The organism is Desulfobacter sp. (genome assembly GCA_028768525.1).
Classification (GTDB): Bacteria; Desulfobacterota; Desulfobacteria; order Desulfobacterales; family Desulfobacteraceae; genus Desulfobacter.
This window is the reverse complement of the sequence record CP054837.1, coordinates 4069618-4087853: the sequence shown is the minus strand read 5'-3', so window position 1 is coordinate 4087853 and position 18236 is coordinate 4069618. Positions and strand designations below refer to the sequence as shown.

Sequence of the window (18236 nt, the reverse complement as noted above, 5' to 3'; positions counted from 1 at the left end):
ACATATGGAAAACGATATTCGAATTAAAGATCTCTTTTTCGGCTATACCCGGCAGCCGGCTCTTGAAAATGTGAACCTTAGCGTTTCATCAAAGGAGTTTGCCAGCATTGTCGGCCCCAACGGCGGAGGAAAAACCACTCTGCTGAAACTGATTCTGGGATTGATCCGGCCGAACAATGGGATAATAGAGGTGCTGGGAGGCTCCCCTGAAAAGGTGCGCCATCATATTGGGTATATGCCCCAATATGCCCACCTGGACATGCGGTTCCCGGCAACGGTGAAGGATGTTGTGCTCATGGGGCGGCTGTCCGGAAAAAAATTCTGGTTCGGGAAAAAAGATAGTGCAAAAGCGATGCAGGCATTGGAAAAAGTGGATATGGCCGGTTACAGGAATTCGGGATTCAACGCATTATCTGGCGGGCAGAAACAACGGGTTCTCATTGCCAGAGCATTATGCACCCGCCCCCGGATATTGCTTTTGGACGAACCCACCGCCAATGTGGACCACGAAACCGGCGAATCCCTTTTTTCAATTTTAAGCGAACTCAACCATGAGATGACCATCCTTCTGGTTTCCCATGATATCGGACTTGTTTCAAAATACGTTAAACATGTGATCTGCGTAAACAGGCAGGTGGTGACCCACCCCACGGCAGCGCTTGAAGGGGGATTGATCAAGGATATCTACAACGGAGAATTCAAACTGGTGCGCCATGACCGCCGCTGCATAGAGGAAGGAGGCTACTGCCGTGATTGAATTCATCCAGGCCGTTTTTGATCCTGACAACCGGTTCCTGGCATATGCCCTGGCAATGGGAGGGCTCTCTTCCGTGGCCTTCGGCATCATCGGAACCTTTGTCACCATAAAGCGCATCGGCTATTTGGCAGGGGCGATTTCCCACTCGGTTCTGGGCGGGGTCGGGCTTGCGCTTTATCTCCAGACCGCCATGGGGGTTCAATGGGCCGATCCTGTGCTGGGAGCGGCGGCCGCAGCAGTCACCGCCGCCCTGGTCATCGGTACGGTAAGCATCAAGGCAAAGGAACGTGAGGATACCATCATCGGCACCCTCTGGGCCGTGGGTATGGCAGCGGGCATTCTGTTTCTGGATAAAACCCCAGGATATTTCAGCCTGGGGTCATACCTGTTCGGGGATATCCTGCTCATTTCCGGGCGGGACCTGGCCTATGTGGTCTGCCTGGATCTGATCATCCTGGCTGCATCCCTTTTGTTTTTCAACCGCTTATTCGGCATCTGTTTTGACGAAGAGTTTACCCTTATCCGGGGAATCAATACAACGGCGTATTACCTTTTGCTGCTGGTTCTTACGGCCCTCACCGTTGTTCTCATGGTGCGCATCGTGGGGATTGTTCTGGTAATCGCCTTGTTGACAATCCCGCCGGCTATTGCCGGATTTTATTCCCGGAGGCTTTGGCAGATGATGGCGGGATCAGTGATCCTGTGCATCCTGTTTACCTGGACCGGACTTGGTATCAGTTATCATTTCAGTCTCTCTTCAGGTCCTGTGATTATCGTTCTCAGCGGCCTAGTGTATGTGGCACTGTTGATCTTGAACTCATTAATCAGGAAAGTTTAAATGACTTTAAATACAGACCCTTTCCCCCTGGCACCCAACCCGGTGCCGTCAGCGTCCCGCTCCCGGATCAGTTCCCTGGGCGGATATCTTCAAATATTTTTTCTGGTAATTGGCCTGTCCATGTTCCTGTTCTCCGCACAGACTGAAGCCTATGTCACATTCGCCATTATTTTTTCTTCAATTGTTCTGGAGGCCCTTCCATTTATGTTGCTGGGCACCCTGCTGGGAGGAGTGGTGGAGGTGTTCCTTTCCAGGGAAACCATGATCAAATTTCTTCCCGCCAATAAAAAGATGGCCATTGCCGCAGCCGCAGTGCTGGGGATCATATTTCCGGTATGCGAATGCGCCATTGTGCCGGTGGTCAGAAAATTTATCCAGAAAGGTATGCCCCTGGGGGCTGCCGTGGCATTTCTGCTGGGCGGACCCATTGTAAATCCCCTGGTGTTCAGCTCTACCCTTGTGGCCTATTCATTTTCATGGGATGTGGCAGTTCTCAGGATGCTGCAGGGATTCGGCGTGGCAGTGGCCGGGGGGCTCCTTGTGGATTCGGTCCTGAACCGGAACAAGGCCCTGCTGCCGGGTGCCTTTGAAGCCCGGGGGGGCTGCAGTCATGCCGGGTGCGGACACGACCATGATCCCGGACGGCCTTTCATGACGAAAATCCGGGATGCATTCTCCCACGGTGCTGCGGATTTCTATGACATCGGCCGGTTTCTCATTTTCGGAGCGTTTATTGCGGCTCTGCTTCAGACCCATATTTCCCGTCAGGCGGTACTTTCCATTGCAGACGGACCGTTGCTGTCCACCGCAGCCATGATGGCACTGGCGATAATCCTTAACCTGTGCAGTGAAGCCGATGCATTTATTGCTGCCTCTTTCCGTCCCCTGGGCATCCCTTTGTCCGCCCAACTTGCCTTCATGGTCCTTGGCCCCATGCTGGATGTCAAGCTGATACTTATGTACCTGGGCATATTTACCCGCAATATGATTCTGGTTCTCGTCACCTTTGTCTGTCTGGCAGTATTTCTGATATCCGTTTTCATGGAGGTATTCCAATGGCTCGCCGTCTGATATCATTGCCCTTTCTTTCCATGGCCGCCTGGGCCGTCACCCTCGGAATCCTGATCTATGATGATAATTATCAATTTTTTCTGGCTCCGAAATTCGAATTTCTTATTGTTGCAGGCCTGGTGTTGAGCCTTATTTTTGCAATCAGTCTTGCCAGCACAGACATCAACAAAGATGGAGATCACATCATCAAAGGGCTGACACTGATACTTCCCATATTATTTATCTGCAGTGCCGGCGACAGCACCCTGGGGAATTTTGCCCTGTCCAAAAGAACCATCAAACCACTTGAAACTACAGCCTCCGACATGCAAGCATCCGGCCCATCTGCATCAGCCAAATCACCGGAAGTCGCGGATCATGATATTCCCCTGGTTTCAATCTCAAATCTGATTCGGAAATGGGAGAATTATGACGGCAGACGTATCCAGGTTGAAGGGCTGTTTGCAAATACCGTATCGGGAAATGAGTCGCTTTCTGCTGTTTTCCGCTATTTTATCACATGCTGTGCTGCCGATGCCATGCCTGTGGGCGTATTCATGGTTGGACAGGGAGACGCCGGCATCAAGGACAATGATTGGGTGATAGCAGGCGGAAGAGTACAACATCGGAAAATAGACGGATACGATGTCATATTTATGGAGGTGGAAGGCTTGGAAAAAAAGAAAAAACCTTCAAAGAATGCAGCATATATTTTTTAATTGAAATCAGCTTGCAGAGTAAATTTAACAGAAAACCGTTTCCTTTTTTAGATAGTTAAAAGGTATAATATGAAAACAACTATCCTTATTATCGTTTTTCTGCTGGTCTTTGCTGGAGCTACTATAATAATTTTTTTGACGAATAGAGAACCAACAAAAAGACGACAAACAGCAGTTCCGGCCACACAAGCCCTTAATCCAAAACAGCCGTTGAAACGGAGTTTGCCAGCAATTGGACAGATACCATCAACGCTCAATCTGAAGCAAGCAGCCGCCGGCAAAATGATGAAAAGACCGCCATCAGGGAAAACTATAATGGTCGTGACTATATCCCGATCCGTGTTTATGAACTTTATGACCTCTGCGCTACAGGCAGAATAAAGAGCTTTCAGGAAAACGCCTTTGTCCTTCGGGGAATTGTCTTTAAGGATGAGATCCAGCCAAGGGCAACCCAATGGTGCTGTAAAGATCATGAGGTGGCATGGAGATTTAGCCGGGAGCCTCCGCGTTCAAGGCCGGGTCCGCGGCACTCTTTCAAACCTCGTAAAACCAGCATGGGGCCCACGCCCCCGCACTGATGCCTCCCTGCCTCCCCTATTGATTAACCACCGGCCAGAAAGGCCTCTCCCCTTTCAGTCACTTCCTGCTGATCCCCGGGCGGGGTCAGTTGGCTGAGAATATCACAGGTTTTCTCTTTTAATAGGCGCTCGGCCGTGGGCTTCCCCTGGGCCCGCCACTTGTCAATGGACATATAGGGCCAGATGCCGCTTGAAAACTGGGAGGCTCTGAAGTTCTTGGCTGTCAGCCCGGACATGAGATAATTGCCGCCGGGCCCCATCCCTTGGATATCCTCAAACCCCACCATGGCGTCATCAATGGAAAAGCCGGCGGCAAGGGTTCGGGCCTGGGTGATGACATCATCGGCAAAGACCACAAATTCAGGGGAAAAGACCAGGGAATCGAAACAGCCGCCCACAAAAGGCACCATGCCCACCCGGCCCAGGCAGGAGGTGATATGGTTGGTGCACAGGGTCATGGCCGAGAGCAGGTCCGCCCCCCAGCCGTTGCTCGATCCCGAAGTCCCGCAGTGGGGCACCTTGTAATGGGCCATCATTTCCGCGCAGGCCAGGTTCAGCAGCAGGGTATGGGGGGAATAAAAGGAACCGGCCTGTTTCATGTCAAAGGCGGCGGGCAGGCTGCCCAGGACAACAGGGGTCCCTTCCCTGAGCAACTGGCTGTAGACCAGCCCCGCCAGCAGCTCCGCCGTGAGCACCACAAGGGTACCAGCCGGGGTGATGGGACAGGTGGCCCCGGACATTCCGTAATTGGAAAAAATCAGGGGCAGGCCCCGCTCTATGGAGGCCTCCATTTTCATGGTGGTTTCCGTGTTCAGCACCAGGGGGGTTATGGGATTAAGGTAGGGAATCAAAAAGGGGCGCTGGTAGAGATCCGGACAGAGGTGCTCGGCAAGATCCAGGGCCGGCACAAAGCCATCCCAGTCGGAAACCAGCATTACAATGGGCTTGGTGGTGTTGGCCATCATTTCCAGCACCCCGTATCCGTCGGCCTTTTTGGCAGGCAGATCCTGGATCACCCCGGGGGTGGAAAGAAAATCAAACCCGTCCAGGGCATGGCAGAGCCCGGCGGCAGCCCCCATGTGACGCCTGGAAAAGGCGGAGATTTCCCCGTCAAAGGGGTCCTGGTAATGGAGATTGGTGACCCCCACCCCAAAAACGGAGCGCCCATCACCCGTCCCGTCCAGTTCAAAGCTGGGGCTGCCCGTCCGGTCGTATATCCGGATCCGTTCCGGTGCCGCTTCAATGGCCCATTGAACAAGCTCCCCCGGGATCCTGACCCTGCCGTCGGCCCGGGTTCTGCCAACGGCGGTCTCAAAACGGGCCCTGGCACCGGGGTCGTCCACCGTTATCCCTGTGTTTTCAAGTACCGCCAGCGCATCCCTGTGCACCTTCTCGACCTGTTCAGCGGTCATGACCTGAATTTGGGGTTGGATATCCAACATGGGGGTCAGCTCCTCATTTTAATAGATGTATTACACGGACAGATAATCGCTGGGATACAGCCGCTCCATATCGATCCCCCTCAGGGTACTGGCCAGATGGTGTTTGATGGCCTGCCCGGCCTCCTGTACATCATTTTTTTCCATATATGCCAGAATATCCCTGTGCTCCACCGGCGAATGGTGCTGCATCTCCACCAGCTGATAAAAGGGGTCAAAGAGAATCAGGTAAATGGTGGTCTTCTGCAGCAGTTCCCTGACATAGTGGACCAATACCTGGTTCCCCGAATTTTCAACGATTTTCATGTGAAAGGCATCGTTTATCTCGTAGTATGCCTGGAGTTCCCTGGCCTTGAACAGGGCTTCCTCTTTTTCCACCAGAATGCGCAGGGCCTTGTAGTCCTGCCCCTTCATATTGGGAATGGCCTGGGTCACGGCCAGCTGCTCCAGCTGCCCCCGGACCTGGAAGGTCTGGTCGATTTCCTCCAGGGTGGGGCTGACCACGGAAACCCCCTTGTTGGGGACATGCTCGGCCAGCCCCTCGTAAACCAGCCGCTTGATGGCGCCCTTCACCGTTGCCCGGCTCATTTCAAGATTTTTGGCCAAAACCGTCTCCGTGAGCTTGCTCCCCTTTTTTATATAGCCCTTGCTGATGGCGATCTTAATTTTATTATATGCCTGATCTTCCTGTGTTACTGCCATATGCTCCGCCGTATCTTTTTTACCATACAATTATTGTTCGACAATTTTCGATTGACAAAACTATAAAATATTCTGTAGGAATGGTCAATAAGATTTGAAAATTGGCTAAAACCAGATGATGACGAGGTAACGCAAATGAGTCGCAACCTGCATGCGGGAAGACAGCTCACCGCCGGCCTGAGTCTCAACATCCTCACCGATGACGAGCTCCAGGAGATTCACCACGGCACCCTCGAAGTTCTCAGCGAAACCGGTGTCTACGTGGAAGACCAGGACGCCCGGGACTGCTTTGAACAGGGGGGCGCAGACGTCGACCCGGACACCCACATCGTAAGAATCCCTCCATACGTGGTGGAGGACGCCATCCGATCGGCCCCGTCCAAGGTCATTCTCCACGGCCGGGACCCCAAACACGATATCGTGCTGGAGAGTACCAGGGTTCACTTCACCAACTTCAGCGAAGGGGTGATGGTCAACGATCCCTACACCGGAGAAAACCGGGAACCGGTAAAAAAGGACCTGGTGGACTCGGCCCGGGTCATTGACGCCCTGCCTGAAATCGATTTCTGTGAAAAGGCTTTGGGCGCCCATGATGTCAGCCAGGAGACCGTGCCGTTGCACAATGCCGAAGCCTATCTCACCAACACCACCAAGCACTGCGCCTTCGGCCCGGGCAACGGGAAATTCCTGAAAAAGATCATTGAGATGGGCCAGGCCATCGCCGGCGGGGTTAAGGCCTTCAAACGCCGGCCCCTGGTCTCCTTCACCACCTGTCCGGTGAGCCCCCTGACCCTGATCACGGACTGCTGTGAAATCATCATGGAGGCGGCCCGGAACAATGTGGTCTGCAATATCCTCTCCATGGCCATGGCAGGGGGAACTGCCCCGGTCACCCTGGCCGGCACCCTGGTCAACCACAATGCCGAGGTGCTTTCGGGCATCACCCTGGCCCAGCTCACCCGTCGGGGGACACCGGTGATCTACGGCAGCTCCACCACGGCCATGGACCTGCGGCTGGCCTCCGCCTCGGTGGGCACGCCTGAATGCGCCGTCATCTCCGGCGCCGTGGCCCGGCTGGCCCGGTACTATGCCCTGCCCTCATATGTTGCCGGTGGCTAGGGCGATTCAAAGATATCCGACGTCCAGACCGGCCACGAAAAGACCCTTACCGGACTGATACCCGCATTGGCAGGTGCCAATATGATTTACGGTCCGGGGATGCTGGAAAGCGGCATCACCTTTGACTACGGCCAGCTGGTACTCGATTGTGAGTTTGCGCGTATGATCAAGCATACGGTCATGGGCATGCCCGTGACAGATGAGACCCTTGCCATCGATCCCATCAAGGAGGTGGGCTCAGGCGGAGACTTTCTCATGCACAAACACACCATCGCCCATATGAGGGAACAGTCCTCACCGGAACTCATCGACAGAAAGATGCGGGGCGCCTGGGAAAAGGCGGGATCCAAATCCGCCTATGACAGGGCCATGGACAAGGTCCGATATATCCTTGAAAACCATACCCCCGCCCCCCTGCCCGATGAGGTTCTCCAAAAAATCCGCGCCATCGTGGAAGAAACGGAAAAGGAAATGGGAATCACTTCCTGAACGCCAATATGATAAAATTAAGGAAATAAATGCAAATGGAAAACACGGATAAACGCTTCCCCACCCATGCCCGGGTCGTTATCATCGGGGGCGGCATCATCGGCTGTTCCATCGCCTACCACCTGGGTCACATGGGCTGCAAGGACGTGGTGCTGCTGGAACGGGACACCCTGACCTCGGGCACCACCTGGCATGCCGCAGGCCTCATGGTCACCTTTGGATCCACATCCGAAACCTCCACCCGGATGCGGATCTACGGCCGGGATCTCTACGCAAAACTTGAGGCGGAAACGGGCCTGGCCTCGGGTTTCACCCCCATCGGCTTTATAGAGGCCGCCTCCAACCCGGACCGGCTGGAAGAATACCGCAGGGTGGCGGCCCTCAACCGCTACTGCGGGGTGGATGTCCATGAAATCACCCCCGGCGAAATAAAAGACCTCTTTCCCCTGGCCGAAACCAGCGACCTGCTGGCCGGGTTCTATGTAAAAGAGGACGGGCGGGTCAACCCCGTGGACGGCACCATGGCCCTGGCCAAGGGGGCGAGGATGCAGGGAGTCAACATCATCGAAAAGACCCCCTGCACCGGCATCATCAAGAAAAACGGACGGGCCGTCGGCGTCAAGACCGAAAAGGGAGACATCCAGGCCGAAGTGGTGGTTAACTGCGCCGGCATGTGGGCCCGGCAGCTGGGCAACGCCGAAGGCATCAACATCCCCAACCAGTCCACGGAACACTATTACCTGATCACCGAGGAAATCGACGATATCCCCAAAAACATGCCGGTGCTGGAAGACCCCTCCCACTACGGCTACTACCGGGAAGAGGTCGGCGGGCTGATGATCGGTCTCTTTGAGCCCAAGTGCGCCCCCTGGAAGCTGGACCGGGTGCCGGACAACTTTTCCTTCGGCGAAATCAAGCCCGACTGGGACCGGATGTGGCCCTTTGTTGAAAAGGCCATGGCCCGGGTGCCTATTGCCGAGGACCTGGGGGTCAAAAAATTCTTCTGCGGCCCGGAAAGCTTCACCGCAGACCTGGGCCCCATCATCGGCGAGGCCCCGGAACTGAAAAATTATTTTGTCTGCGCCGGCCTCAACTCCATCGGCATCATCATGGGACCGGGACTGGGCCGGATGATGGCCCATTGGATCATGGAAGGGGATCCGGGGGTGGACATCACCGGCTTCAACATCGACCGCCTCCACACCTACCAGAACAATGTGGAATACCGGGCCCACAGGACCGTGGAATCCTTAGGGAAAGTATACAAATGCCACTATCCCTTCCAGTCCATGGAAACGGCCAGGGGAGCAAAAAAGAGCCCCGTCTACGACCGGCTCAAATCCTGCGGCGCCTATTTCAAGGATGTCAGCGGCTGGGAAGGGGCGGACTGGTTTGCCCCTGAAGGAAAATCTGCGGCAATGGACAAACACTCCTGGGGCAGGGAAGAATGGTTCGACTACTGGCAGGCCGAACATCGGGCGGCCCGGGAAAACGTGATCCTCATGGACATGTCCTTCATGTCAAAGTTCATGGTCCAGGGCCGGGATTCAGGAAAGGTACTGGATTATATTTCGGCCAACGCGGTCAACGGCCCCGTGGGTCAGATCACCTACACCCCCTGGCTCAACGAAAACGGCAAGCTGGAGGCCGACCTCACCGTGGCCAAGCTGGCCGAGGAAAAGTTCATGGTGGTGGTCACCGACACCATGCACCGCCATGCCTTAACCTGGCTGGAACGCCATATCCCCGAGGACGCCCATGCCTTTGTTACGGATATGACCGGGGCCTATGCCCAGATCAATATCCAGGGCCCCAAATCCAGGGCGCTCATGCAGGCGGCCACCGATGCGGACATGTCCAATGATGCCTTCCCCTACCGCCACGTAGAAGAAATCGCCATCGGCTACGGCCGGGCCATCTGCGTGCGGCTGACCTATCTGGGGGAACTGGGATACGAGCTGTACATCCCCTGCGAGCACGCCCTCCATGTCTACGACCGGCTGGCTGAAGCCGGCAAAAAATTCAACATGGTTCATGCCGGGCTCAAGGCCCTGGGCAGCCTGCGCATGGAAAAAGGCTATCGGGACTACGGCCACGACATGGACAACACCGACGATCCCTTTGAAGTCGGCCTGGGCTTCTGCGTAAAAATGGACAAGCCCGGCGGATTCATCGGAAAAACGGCCTGCCAGGAAAAACTGGCCCAGGGGCCGCTGAAACGTCGGCTGGCCCAGGTGAAGGTATTGGATCCCGAGCCCCTGCTCTTCCATGCTGAAGTCATTACAAGGAACGGTGAGAATGCCGGCTATGTCAGGTCCGGCTCCTATTGCTGGACACTGGGCGGCGCCGTGGGCCTGTTCATGATCGAAGCCGGAGCGGTGGTGGACCAGGATTATATTGACAGCGGCAAATGGGAAATCAATATTGCCGGAAAGGTCTATCCGGCCGAAGTTTCCCTAAAGCCCATGTATGATCCTGCCAACGAAAAGATTAAATCCTAGGCAGCATGCACAACAGGGCGGTTCCGGCAAACCTGCCGGAACCGCCCCGCCCCCATCACAACCCCTGAGGAAAGACATATGGATATTATCGTACTCATGAAACAGGTGCCGGATACCGAAGCCCCGGTGGAAATTTCAGCCTCGGCAGACCGGTTGGAAACAGAAGATCTCAAATGGGCCATCAACCCCTACGATGAGTTCGCCCTGGAAGAGGCACTGCTCATTAAAGAGGCCCGTGAGGATGTGACGGTCACCGTCATCTCCGTGGGGCCGGACCGGGTGGCTGAAGCCATCCGGGTGGCCTATGCCATGGGCGTGGACAATGCCATCCACATCAACGACGAATTTGAAGAGGAGGCCTTTGCGGCCACAGATGCCCACACCACGGCAGCCATTCTTTCAAAGGTCCTGGACGACACCCCTTACGACCTGATCATTTCCGGCAACCGGGGGGTGGATGACGACAACTACCAGGTGCCCGCCTTTGTGGCACGGATGAGGGATATCCCAATGATCAACATGGTCACCCGCCAGGAGATCCAAGGCAATGAGATCATCTGCGACCAGGCCGTTGACGGGGGCATTGCCACGGTCAAGGCGGCCCTTCCGGCCCTGATCACGGCCAACAAGGGCATGAACGAACCCCGGTATCCGGCATTTCGGGCCATCATGAAGGCGAGAAAACAAAAAGTGGATGAACGGGAACTCTCCGATATCGGCCTTGCCCCGGCGGATCTTGTCCCCAAAGTCAAAATCCGCTCCCTTGCCTATCCCCCGGAACGGGCCGACGGCAAACTGGTCAACGGGGCCAATGCGGCACAGAAGGCAAAAGAACTGATCAGGCTGCTCAAAGAAGAGGCCAACGTCATTTAACCGGGATTAAGGAGAGAACAAATGGCAAAAGAAATACTGATCGTCACCGAAATCTGGAACGGCGACTTTAGAAAAATATCCCTGGAGGCCCTGTCTGCCGGCCGGCATCTTGCCGACGACACCGGCGCGGCCCTCACCGCCCTGGTTATGGGAGAAAATGTGGCCGACAAGGCCGAGGCTCTGGCCGCCCATGGGGCAGACACCGTCCTTGTGGCCGAGAACCCGGGCCTTGCCAGCTTCCGGCCCTGTGAATTCGAAAATCTGGTCACCGCTGTCATCAAAGAAAAACAGCCCGGAATCGTCATCTTCGGCGCCACCCGCCAGGGGCGGGAATTGTCCGCAGGGGTTGCCGCCCGCACCAAGGCCGGCCTTGCCCCGGAATGCACCGGCCTTTTCATCGAAGCGGGGCGCCTGGTGGCCACACGGCCCATGTACGGCGGCAAGGTCATTGCCACCGTGGATATTGAGGGAGAAATCCAGATGGTCTCCATCCGGCCCAATGTATTTGAAATTAAAGAAGCCGCGGGTGAAGGCAAAATAGAGACCCTGGCCGTTGACCTGGGCGAGGCCAATGTCACCCTGCTGGAAGAAAAGATCGAGATGGCCACCCGTGTGGAACTGACCGAAGCCGACTATATCGTTTCCGGCGGCAGGGGGGTGGGCAGCGAGGATTTTACCGTAATTGAAAACCTGGCCAGGGCCCTGGGCGGTGCCGTTGGCGCATCCAGAAACGCCGTTGACCTGGGCTGGCGTCCCCAGTCCGACCAGGTGGGCCAGACCGGCAAGGTGGTCTCCCCCAAACTATATATTGCCTGCGGCATCTCCGGTGCCATGCAGCATATCGCCGGCATGTCCACCTCCGATGTCATCGTGGCCATCAACACCGATCCGGACGCCCTGATCTTCAAGACCTCGGACTATTGCATCGTGGAGGATCTCTTTGAGGTGGTCCCGGCCATCACCGCCGAACTTGAAAAAGGATAGCCCGGGGCTCACCCGTTGGTGAGGGTGGATCCCTGGTGCCTGCGGAACAGGGTGGACGAATACTTTTCAAGTTTCCAGTCCGGCACCCTGCAGTCGGGGCAGACCCGGACAAACCACTTGTTCCGCAGCCACCTGGCCGCCCGGCTGTTCAGGGAATTGGAAATAATGAATACCTTATTGCAGTGGGTGGTCAGCCGGGCCTTGTCCCCCATGACCTCAATGGTCCGGATGCCGTGCAGGCTTCCGGTCCTTGAGGGCCAGAGTTTAATTTTGTCGATCAGGTTAAACAGCTTTACCCGTTTCCGGTAAAATCGCTTCTTTGCCGGGGCGGACGCCTTTTTATTTTCTTCAAGTGCCATGACAGTTCACCTTAATCTAAATATCAATATCACCTGGTATGGATCATCTGGGTATGGTCAGCTCGGTATGGATCATAATCGGATCCGGCATTCCAGCCCATTGCTTTTTACACCTAAATCTTTAACGAAATGCCATCCAGATACGCAAGGCTTTTGGCCCATTTCCCAATGGATGCATCCTTGTTTGATATCATCAGCAGCCGTTCAAGGCCGAACCCCATCCCCACCCAGGTATCGGTGATGCCCCAGGGGACATCAAGGGCATGGGGGCCCATGGCGCCGGATGCCACTTCAACATCATCGGGGCCGGCCACGACATCAAGGGTCTCCCCGTAGACATTGGAGTCTTCGCTTTCAAACCGGTAGTCCTGGATCCCAGCAGCCGCCATGATCCGTTGGGCCAGGAATCGAAGCCGGTCATGGCGCTCCTCTTCGGGCAGCCCCATCTCCACAAGGTTAAGCATGGTAAATTCATTGGCATGGCTGGCGCCCCTGGATTCCTTTCTAAAGCAGGAACCGATCTCAAAAAACCGGATGGGCCGCTGGTCTAACCGTCCCAGGTCCTTCATAAGGCTGTAGAGGTTGGGGGCCAGCATGGGACGCAGGCATTGATTTGAATTGAGCCAGAACACCTGTTTGCTCAAGGGATGGGCTGCGTCTATGGTCATTTTCTTAAGGGCCTGCCCCGTGATGACCGTGGGGGTGGTCACCCCTGTGAACCCCTCCTGGGACAATGCCTGCTCAATCCGCTCCCTGAGGCCCTGAAACCGGGTTTTTCTTTCATGGTTCAGCAGGTTCTGCAGATTTTTCCTCTGGGCCTGAACCTCTTTTTTTTCGATCTGCTGGAACAGCCTGTTCCTTTCTTCAGGTGTGGAACAGTCCGATGGTAGATTATCCGGTTCGATTCCCAAGGCCTTGAACCGCCTCAGCTGGGTCTGGGTCCATTTTTCCTCTGCCACTTCAGTCTCCTTGTCCGCTGCTTATAATCAGTTTTACGGCCATGGCCGCAACCCCCAGCTCCAGTTTATCATGGATGAGGCGTCCCTGGAGGAGATCCGCCCCCCGGCCTGAGAGCCCCAGGGGAACCCCCGGGGCGGCGACCCGCATCCGGTCGGTGATCCATTCATCGGGAATGGTGTTCCCTTGCGGTGTGGCCTCCAGAATATGGGAATACCCCCGGCATTGAGATGTAAAATCATCGTGGACCTCAATCTTGGCTTCTCCCGACGCCTTGTCCAGCCTTTTTTCCAGGGACCGGGCGGCGTCATAATTGGTGTCATAGAGCCCCACCCGGGCGTTCTTTTCCAGGAGCATTCCGGCCCCGGCCTCTCCCACGGGGCCGCAGCCCATCACCAGTACGGTCTGGTCTTTAATTCCTCCGGCCATGAGATCCAGGACGGCGGCAAAGGCCCGCCCTGTGGCCACGGCGTTGTCCACCACTTCACGGGTGTGCAGGTTGATTCCGACAAACCGGTAATCATCCGCCATCATAATCGCATCCGCCTTCCGTTCAAAGGCCTGTGCAAGACCTGAGGCATCGGTCTGCTCTGTGACAATGGCATCACAACCCAAGAATTGCAATATACCGCCAACGGTTTCACTGAATCGGGTAATGATACCCTGGCCGGCGGTGACGGGTATGACATAAACGGCAAAGCGTTTTATCCGGCTGGCCACCGCCTCCGGATCAACGCCCCATGCATGGCAGGCCACACCGGCTAAGGATTGATGGGCAGCAGCCTGAAGATAACGGTCATAGGCATCCAAGCGTGAAGTAATTCCGCTGATATCACTGGTTTTTAAACGGGTCAACGCATCATCTCCTCAATGTTCATTACCGGAAAGCGCACGTATTTCACCATAACAACGGGTCCGCTTTAACTCTATTTCATCCCGGGAGTCCCCCCTAAAGATCATGGTGGCCACCCAATGTTTCTTCCCACGGCGGTAACTGGTGACGGCCTCATCCGCTCCGAAAAATCCGGTCTGCCGCCTCAGGGGACCGTCCTGGGCCATGATATGCTCACCCAGGTACTCAATCCGGCCGCCGGAGACCTGTATATGCTCCACAAGGACAGGAAACTCCCGGCCGGGTTTTCCGCTGACAGTCCTGTTGCGCACCAGGTCCGCCAGCATCTGGACCATATTGATGCCCGTGGACCAGTACACCGCCATGGGCGTCTGGCTGGGAAGCCTGGCATCTATCTCTAAAATCTTGAGCGTATTTTGATTCAAAATCACTTCAAGGTCCATGATTCCGGTCAGTTCTAACCCTTCGGCAATCTCAATTGCCATTTGTTTCAACCCGGTGATATGGTTCGCTGACAATTGCGATGGGGCGCTTACATTTTTGCAGTCCCAGTCCTCATCCATTCCCAGGTCGGTCACCTGGAGCGGATGGTAATTACCGGGCCCCCCCAATATTTCAATGGAATAGGAAGGCCCTTCAACAAACTCCTGGATAACGGCATTCCCTTTGTTGGTCCTGGCAAGCCATTCATCCAGCAACGCCTGAGTCTCCATGATTTCCACGCCCTGGCTCCCGCTGGTCTGATCCGGTTTCACCACAACCGGAAAGGCGCACCCCGGCCATGGCTGCGGTATGGGAAGGTTTAATTTTTCAAAAAGACGATTGGAGTTGCGCTTGGATCTTGTTGTGGCATAGGCATCCCCGTCAAAGGCCAGGGGGATGGCCGACTGCTTTGACCATGCTTGGAGCAGGGAAAGGACCGAATCGTCCTCAATGGCCGGAAGAATCAAATCAATCGAAGAACCATATACCGGGAAGGGATGATCACTGCAGAATTCAAACGCCAGAAAATGATCAGATAATCCCGCTGCCGGCGCCTGGGGGTTTTTATCAATGACCAGGGTTCGAAAGCCGGCCTTGTGCGCCAGATAAACGGCCTCAACCCCCTGAAGCTTGCCTCCGATGACTGCGATCAGCATACTGGTTTCACCTCTTTTGCAAAAATGGGAAAAGGCCCTTGGGGACGGCCACACGCTGTATCCGGCCCCCAAAAATTGATTATAACAAATTTCAGTCTATTAAAAGAAATTTCTTTACCCCTCTGAAAAGCTCTGATAACAGACTGCCCATGGACATGCGTCCATAATTTACGGTTTCTGCATCACGGGGAGGCAACTTGGATTATTCCCCAAAACAACGGCCCTCGCTTTTTAGGTTTCTTCAAATAAAAAAAAGTGATAAAAGATACGGCTTTTATAATAATAAGTGGTGAAAGACCGGCTGAAAAAATGAAACCTGAAAAACATATAACCGCTGCCTACACCTGCCTGGTCATTGCCATGGTGCTGTGGGCCAGCACCTTCGTTGCCCTGAAGCTTGCCTTCCGCGCCTATGATCCCATGGTGGTAATTTTCGGAAGAATGCTCATTGCAAGCTGCTGCGCCCTATTTGTCCCCTTTGTGTTCAAGTCCGTAAAACACATCCGGAAGCAGGACATCAAATACATCGCGCTCATGGCCTTTTGCGAACCCTGTCTTTATTTCATCTTTGAAGCCAAGGCACTGGTCTACACCTCGGCGTCCCAGGCCGGCATGATCACCACCATGATGCCGCTGATTACCGCCCTTGGCGCCTGGGTTTTCCTGAAGGAACGGATCAGCCCGCGGACCTGCATCGGTTTTGCCATTGCTGCAACAGGCGCCCTGTGGCTCAGCCTGGCGTCAACGCCCACGGACCACGGCCCCAATCCCCTGCTGGGAAATTTTCTGGAATTCATGGCCATGATCTGTGCCACCGGGTACGGGCTGTGCTTAAAGAAGCTGACAGACCGGTACAAACCCATCTTCCTGGCCTTCATGCAGACCTTTGCCGGTACCCTGTTTTATTTTCCCATCCTCTTTTTTCCGGGAACCCAGCTGCCCACCCATATAGATCCCGTTTCCTTGGGGGCGGTGGTATACCTGGGGGCCGTTGTGACCCTGGGGGCATATGGCATGTATAATATCGGGGTGAGTAAAATCCCGGCCAGCCAGGCCGCCTCCTTTGTCAACCTGATTCCCGTGATCACCCTGGTAATGAGTGCCCTGATCCTGAAGGAACGGTTTACCGGGACCCAGTACATGGCCTCCTTGCTTGTGCTGGCCGGAGTCATTCTCGCCCAGGACCGGTCCACCATACCCGAACCGGTTATAAAGCCGGCGCCTCTTCCCGAAGCCTGACCCGGCGGCAAAAAACGCCGGAGCAAGCTGTCGACTTCCCCGCAGATTTCGATTGGAAAAAAACAGGAGACTATGGTATACAAAACAAGTATACTAACTTCGTATAAATTCATCCATGGTCAGGGGAATCATCTTGGAAAAAAACAATGAAGAGACGGTCTACCAGACCCTTAAAAATGCCATCATCAAGCGGTACATCAAGCAGGGAACCAAATTGGTTGAAACCACCCTGGCAAAACAGCTCAAGGTGAGCCGCACCCCCATCCGGGCGGCCATAAAACGGCTGACCTACGAAGGATTTGCCACCTATGAGCAGAACAAGGGGGTCTGCGTTATCAAACCCACCATTGAGGAGATCAAAGAGACCTTTTTTGTCCGTCTGCAGCTGGAAAAGGCTGCGGTCTCACTGGCAGCCCTCAGTATCACCCCGGATGACCTGGACCGGATTGAAGCCTATATCGACCAAGAGGAAAAAACCTTCGCAAACAAAGATATCAGCGGGTACTACCAGGTCAACGATGCCATCCACCTGGTCATTGCCCGGGCCGCAAAAAACGAGGTGCTCACCCGCTATATCGAAGACCTGCTGAACCGGACAAAAATCTATCTCATCCTTTACGATCCGTTTTATACCCTGCCCTTTAATCCCTCCCACCACGAACACCGCAAGCTGGTGGAGGCCCTTAGGAAAAGAGACCCGGCCATGGCCCAAAAGGTCATGGCACTCCATCTGGAAAGCGCCCTCAAGGGCATGGAGTTCTCAACACTGCCCGACGACTATATTTCCCTATAGACCGACCGTATCCGAAATTCCGCCGGGATTCCCGGCCGGGCCCGTGGGGAAGTGGCCATGCAACCCTTGTCCAATCAGGCGTCCTGGGTGGGAATCTTATTCTCGAAATGCCTGAACACCACCACCAGTACACCGGTCAGGCACAGGTATATCAATGCCAGCAGCAGCATGGGTTCGTATACGATATAGGTTTCCTGACGGATCTTTGAAATCACGGCATAGACGTCCACCACGGTGATGGTGGCCACAAGGGGGGTGGATTTAAGTTGGAGCACGACCTCTCCGGCAAGGGTGGGAAGGGCACGGTGAAGGGCACGGGGCAGCCAGATCCGCCGCAAGGCCGTCCAGCGGCCCATGCCATATGCCCGTGCCGCCTCAAGCTCCCCGGCCGGAACCCCTGCAAAGGCGCCCCGCATCACCTCTCCCTCATACCCGGCAAAGGACATGGTCAGCGCCAGCACCCCGTAGGGCCAGGCTTCCCTGAGATAGGGCCATATAAAAGTCTCCCGGATTCCGGGAATCTGGGGAAACAGGGACCCCACCCCGTAGTAGATCATCCACAGCTGAAGAAGCAGCGGGGTTCCCCGGATCAGGGTACAGAACATCTTGCTTGCCGTGGCCAAGGGCACGGGGCCCGTCACCTGGAAAAGCCCCAGGGGAACGGCAAGCAAGATTCCCAGGATACAGGAGACCAGGAGAATGACCAGGGTAATCCATACGCCTGAAAGCAGCTCGCCGTAGTAATTGGGCAGCCAGTCCCACCGCATGGTTCCGGCGATGACCGCGACCAGCCCCATGGCAATCCCCAGCAATATGATCCGGTGGAGCTTCATCCAATTACCCATAA

Annotated in this window: 19 protein-coding genes; 11 read left to right on the top strand and 8 right to left on the bottom strand. The window is 55.2% G+C overall.

What is annotated here, in order from left to right; genetic code table 11:
- The first annotated feature begins 4 nt into the window (after positions 1-4).
- The 4 genes from HUN04_18150 to HUN04_18135 are packed head-to-tail and all read left to right on the top strand — an operon-like array spanning position 5 to position 3364.
- Positions 5-757: an ABC transporter ATP-binding protein gene (locus HUN04_18150; protein WDP91516.1), complete on the top strand. Its 753-nt coding sequence runs from the start codon at positions 5-7 to the stop codon at positions 755-757.
- Positions 750-1595, top strand: a complete 846-nt coding sequence (locus tag HUN04_18145) for a metal ABC transporter permease (GenBank protein WDP91515.1) — start codon at positions 750-752, stop codon at positions 1593-1595. Before HUN04_18150 ends, HUN04_18145 begins: the two co-directional genes overlap by 8 nt.
- Positions 1596-2666, top strand: coding sequence for a permease (locus tag HUN04_18140; protein WDP91514.1), 1071 nt, complete (start codon positions 1596-1598; stop codon positions 2664-2666). It abuts the gene before it with no gap.
- 20 nt (positions 2667-2686) lie between these two features.
- On the top strand, positions 2687-3364 hold the full coding sequence (locus HUN04_18135; GenBank protein WDP91513.1) for a hypothetical protein: 678 nt from the start codon (positions 2687-2689) through the stop codon (positions 3362-3364).
- Between the two features lie 47 nt (positions 3365-3411).
- Here HUN04_18135 and HUN04_18130 read toward each other — a convergent pair whose 3' ends face one another.
- The 3 genes from HUN04_18130 to HUN04_18120 all read right to left on the bottom strand — a co-directional run bounded on the left by HUN04_18130 (position 3412) and on the right by HUN04_18120 (position 6083).
- A complete protein-coding gene (locus HUN04_18130; protein ID WDP91512.1) occupies positions 3412-3837 on the bottom strand; it encodes a hypothetical protein in 426 nt (141 codons plus the stop codon).
- A 128-nt stretch (positions 3838-3965) separates the two neighbouring features.
- The gene (locus tag HUN04_18125; protein WDP91511.1) at positions 3966-5384 is read right to left on the bottom strand and encodes a trimethylamine methyltransferase family protein; all 1419 of its coding nucleotides are present in this window, start codon (positions 5382-5384) and stop codon (positions 3966-3968) included.
- Between the two features lie 30 nt (positions 5385-5414).
- Positions 5415-6083 carry a GntR family transcriptional regulator gene (locus HUN04_18120; protein ID WDP91510.1) on the bottom strand — a complete coding sequence of 223 codons (669 nt, stop codon included), beginning with the start codon at positions 6081-6083 and terminating at the stop codon, positions 5415-5417.
- Positions 6084-6218: 135 nt separating this feature from the next.
- Between HUN04_18120 and HUN04_18115 the strand changes: the two genes are divergently transcribed.
- From HUN04_18115 to HUN04_18095, 5 genes are all read left to right on the top strand, one after another.
- Positions 6219-7202 carry a trimethylamine methyltransferase family protein gene (locus tag HUN04_18115; GenBank protein WDP91509.1) on the top strand — a complete coding sequence of 328 codons (984 nt, stop codon included), beginning with the start codon at positions 6219-6221 and terminating at the stop codon, positions 7200-7202.
- Positions 7203-7214: 12 nt separating this feature from the next.
- Positions 7215-7691, top strand: coding sequence for a trimethylamine methyltransferase family protein (locus HUN04_18110; GenBank protein WDP93335.1), 477 nt, complete (start codon positions 7215-7217; stop codon positions 7689-7691).
- A 35-nt stretch (positions 7692-7726) separates the two neighbouring features.
- Positions 7727-10192 (top strand): GcvT family protein, encoded by a 2466-nt coding sequence (locus HUN04_18105; GenBank protein WDP91508.1) that lies wholly within the window; start codon positions 7727-7729, stop codon positions 10190-10192.
- A gap of 78 nt (positions 10193-10270) precedes the next feature.
- Complete coding sequence (locus HUN04_18100; GenBank protein ID WDP91507.1) at positions 10271-11065, top strand: electron transfer flavoprotein subunit beta/FixA family protein; 795 nt, start codon at positions 10271-10273, stop codon at positions 11063-11065.
- Positions 11066-11086: 21 nt separating this feature from the next.
- Positions 11087-12049, top strand: coding sequence for an electron transfer flavoprotein subunit alpha/FixB family protein (locus HUN04_18095; protein WDP91506.1), 963 nt, complete (start codon positions 11087-11089; stop codon positions 12047-12049).
- A gap of 8 nt (positions 12050-12057) precedes the next feature.
- Here HUN04_18095 and HUN04_18090 read toward each other — a convergent pair whose 3' ends face one another.
- The 4 genes from HUN04_18090 to pylC all read right to left on the bottom strand — a co-directional run bounded on the left by HUN04_18090 (position 12058) and on the right by pylC (position 15357).
- On the bottom strand, positions 12058-12408 hold the full coding sequence (locus tag HUN04_18090) for a hypothetical protein (protein WDP91505.1): 351 nt from the start codon (positions 12406-12408) through the stop codon (positions 12058-12060).
- 113 nt (positions 12409-12521) lie between these two features.
- Entirely contained in the window at positions 12522-13367 is an 846-nt protein-coding gene (locus HUN04_18085) for a pyrrolysine--tRNA(Pyl) ligase large subunit (GenBank protein ID WDP91504.1), read from the bottom strand.
- 1 nt (position 13368) lies between these two features.
- Positions 13369-14220, bottom strand: a complete 852-nt coding sequence (pylD, locus tag HUN04_18080; GenBank protein WDP91503.1) for a 3-methylornithyl-N6-L-lysine dehydrogenase PylD — start codon at positions 14218-14220, stop codon at positions 13369-13371.
- A gap of 12 nt (positions 14221-14232) precedes the next feature.
- Entirely contained in the window at positions 14233-15357 is a 1125-nt protein-coding gene (pylC, locus tag HUN04_18075; protein WDP91502.1) for a 3-methylornithine--L-lysine ligase PylC, read from the bottom strand.
- A gap of 309 nt (positions 15358-15666) precedes the next feature.
- On the opposite strand from pylC, the gene HUN04_18070 reads away from it, so the two are divergent.
- On the top strand, positions 15667-16596 hold the full coding sequence (locus tag HUN04_18070; protein ID WDP91501.1) for a DMT family transporter: 930 nt from the start codon (positions 15667-15669) through the stop codon (positions 16594-16596).
- A 133-nt stretch (positions 16597-16729) separates the two neighbouring features.
- Positions 16730-17389 (top strand): GntR family transcriptional regulator, encoded by a 660-nt coding sequence (locus tag HUN04_18065; GenBank protein ID WDP91500.1) that lies wholly within the window; start codon positions 16730-16732, stop codon positions 17387-17389.
- Positions 17390-17463: 74 nt separating this feature from the next.
- Here the strand turns inward: HUN04_18065 and HUN04_18060 are convergent, their stop codons facing one another.
- Positions 17464-18234 (bottom strand): ABC transporter permease, encoded by a 771-nt coding sequence (locus tag HUN04_18060; GenBank protein WDP91499.1) that lies wholly within the window; start codon positions 18232-18234, stop codon positions 17464-17466.
- Between the last annotated feature and the right edge of the window lie 2 nt (positions 18235-18236).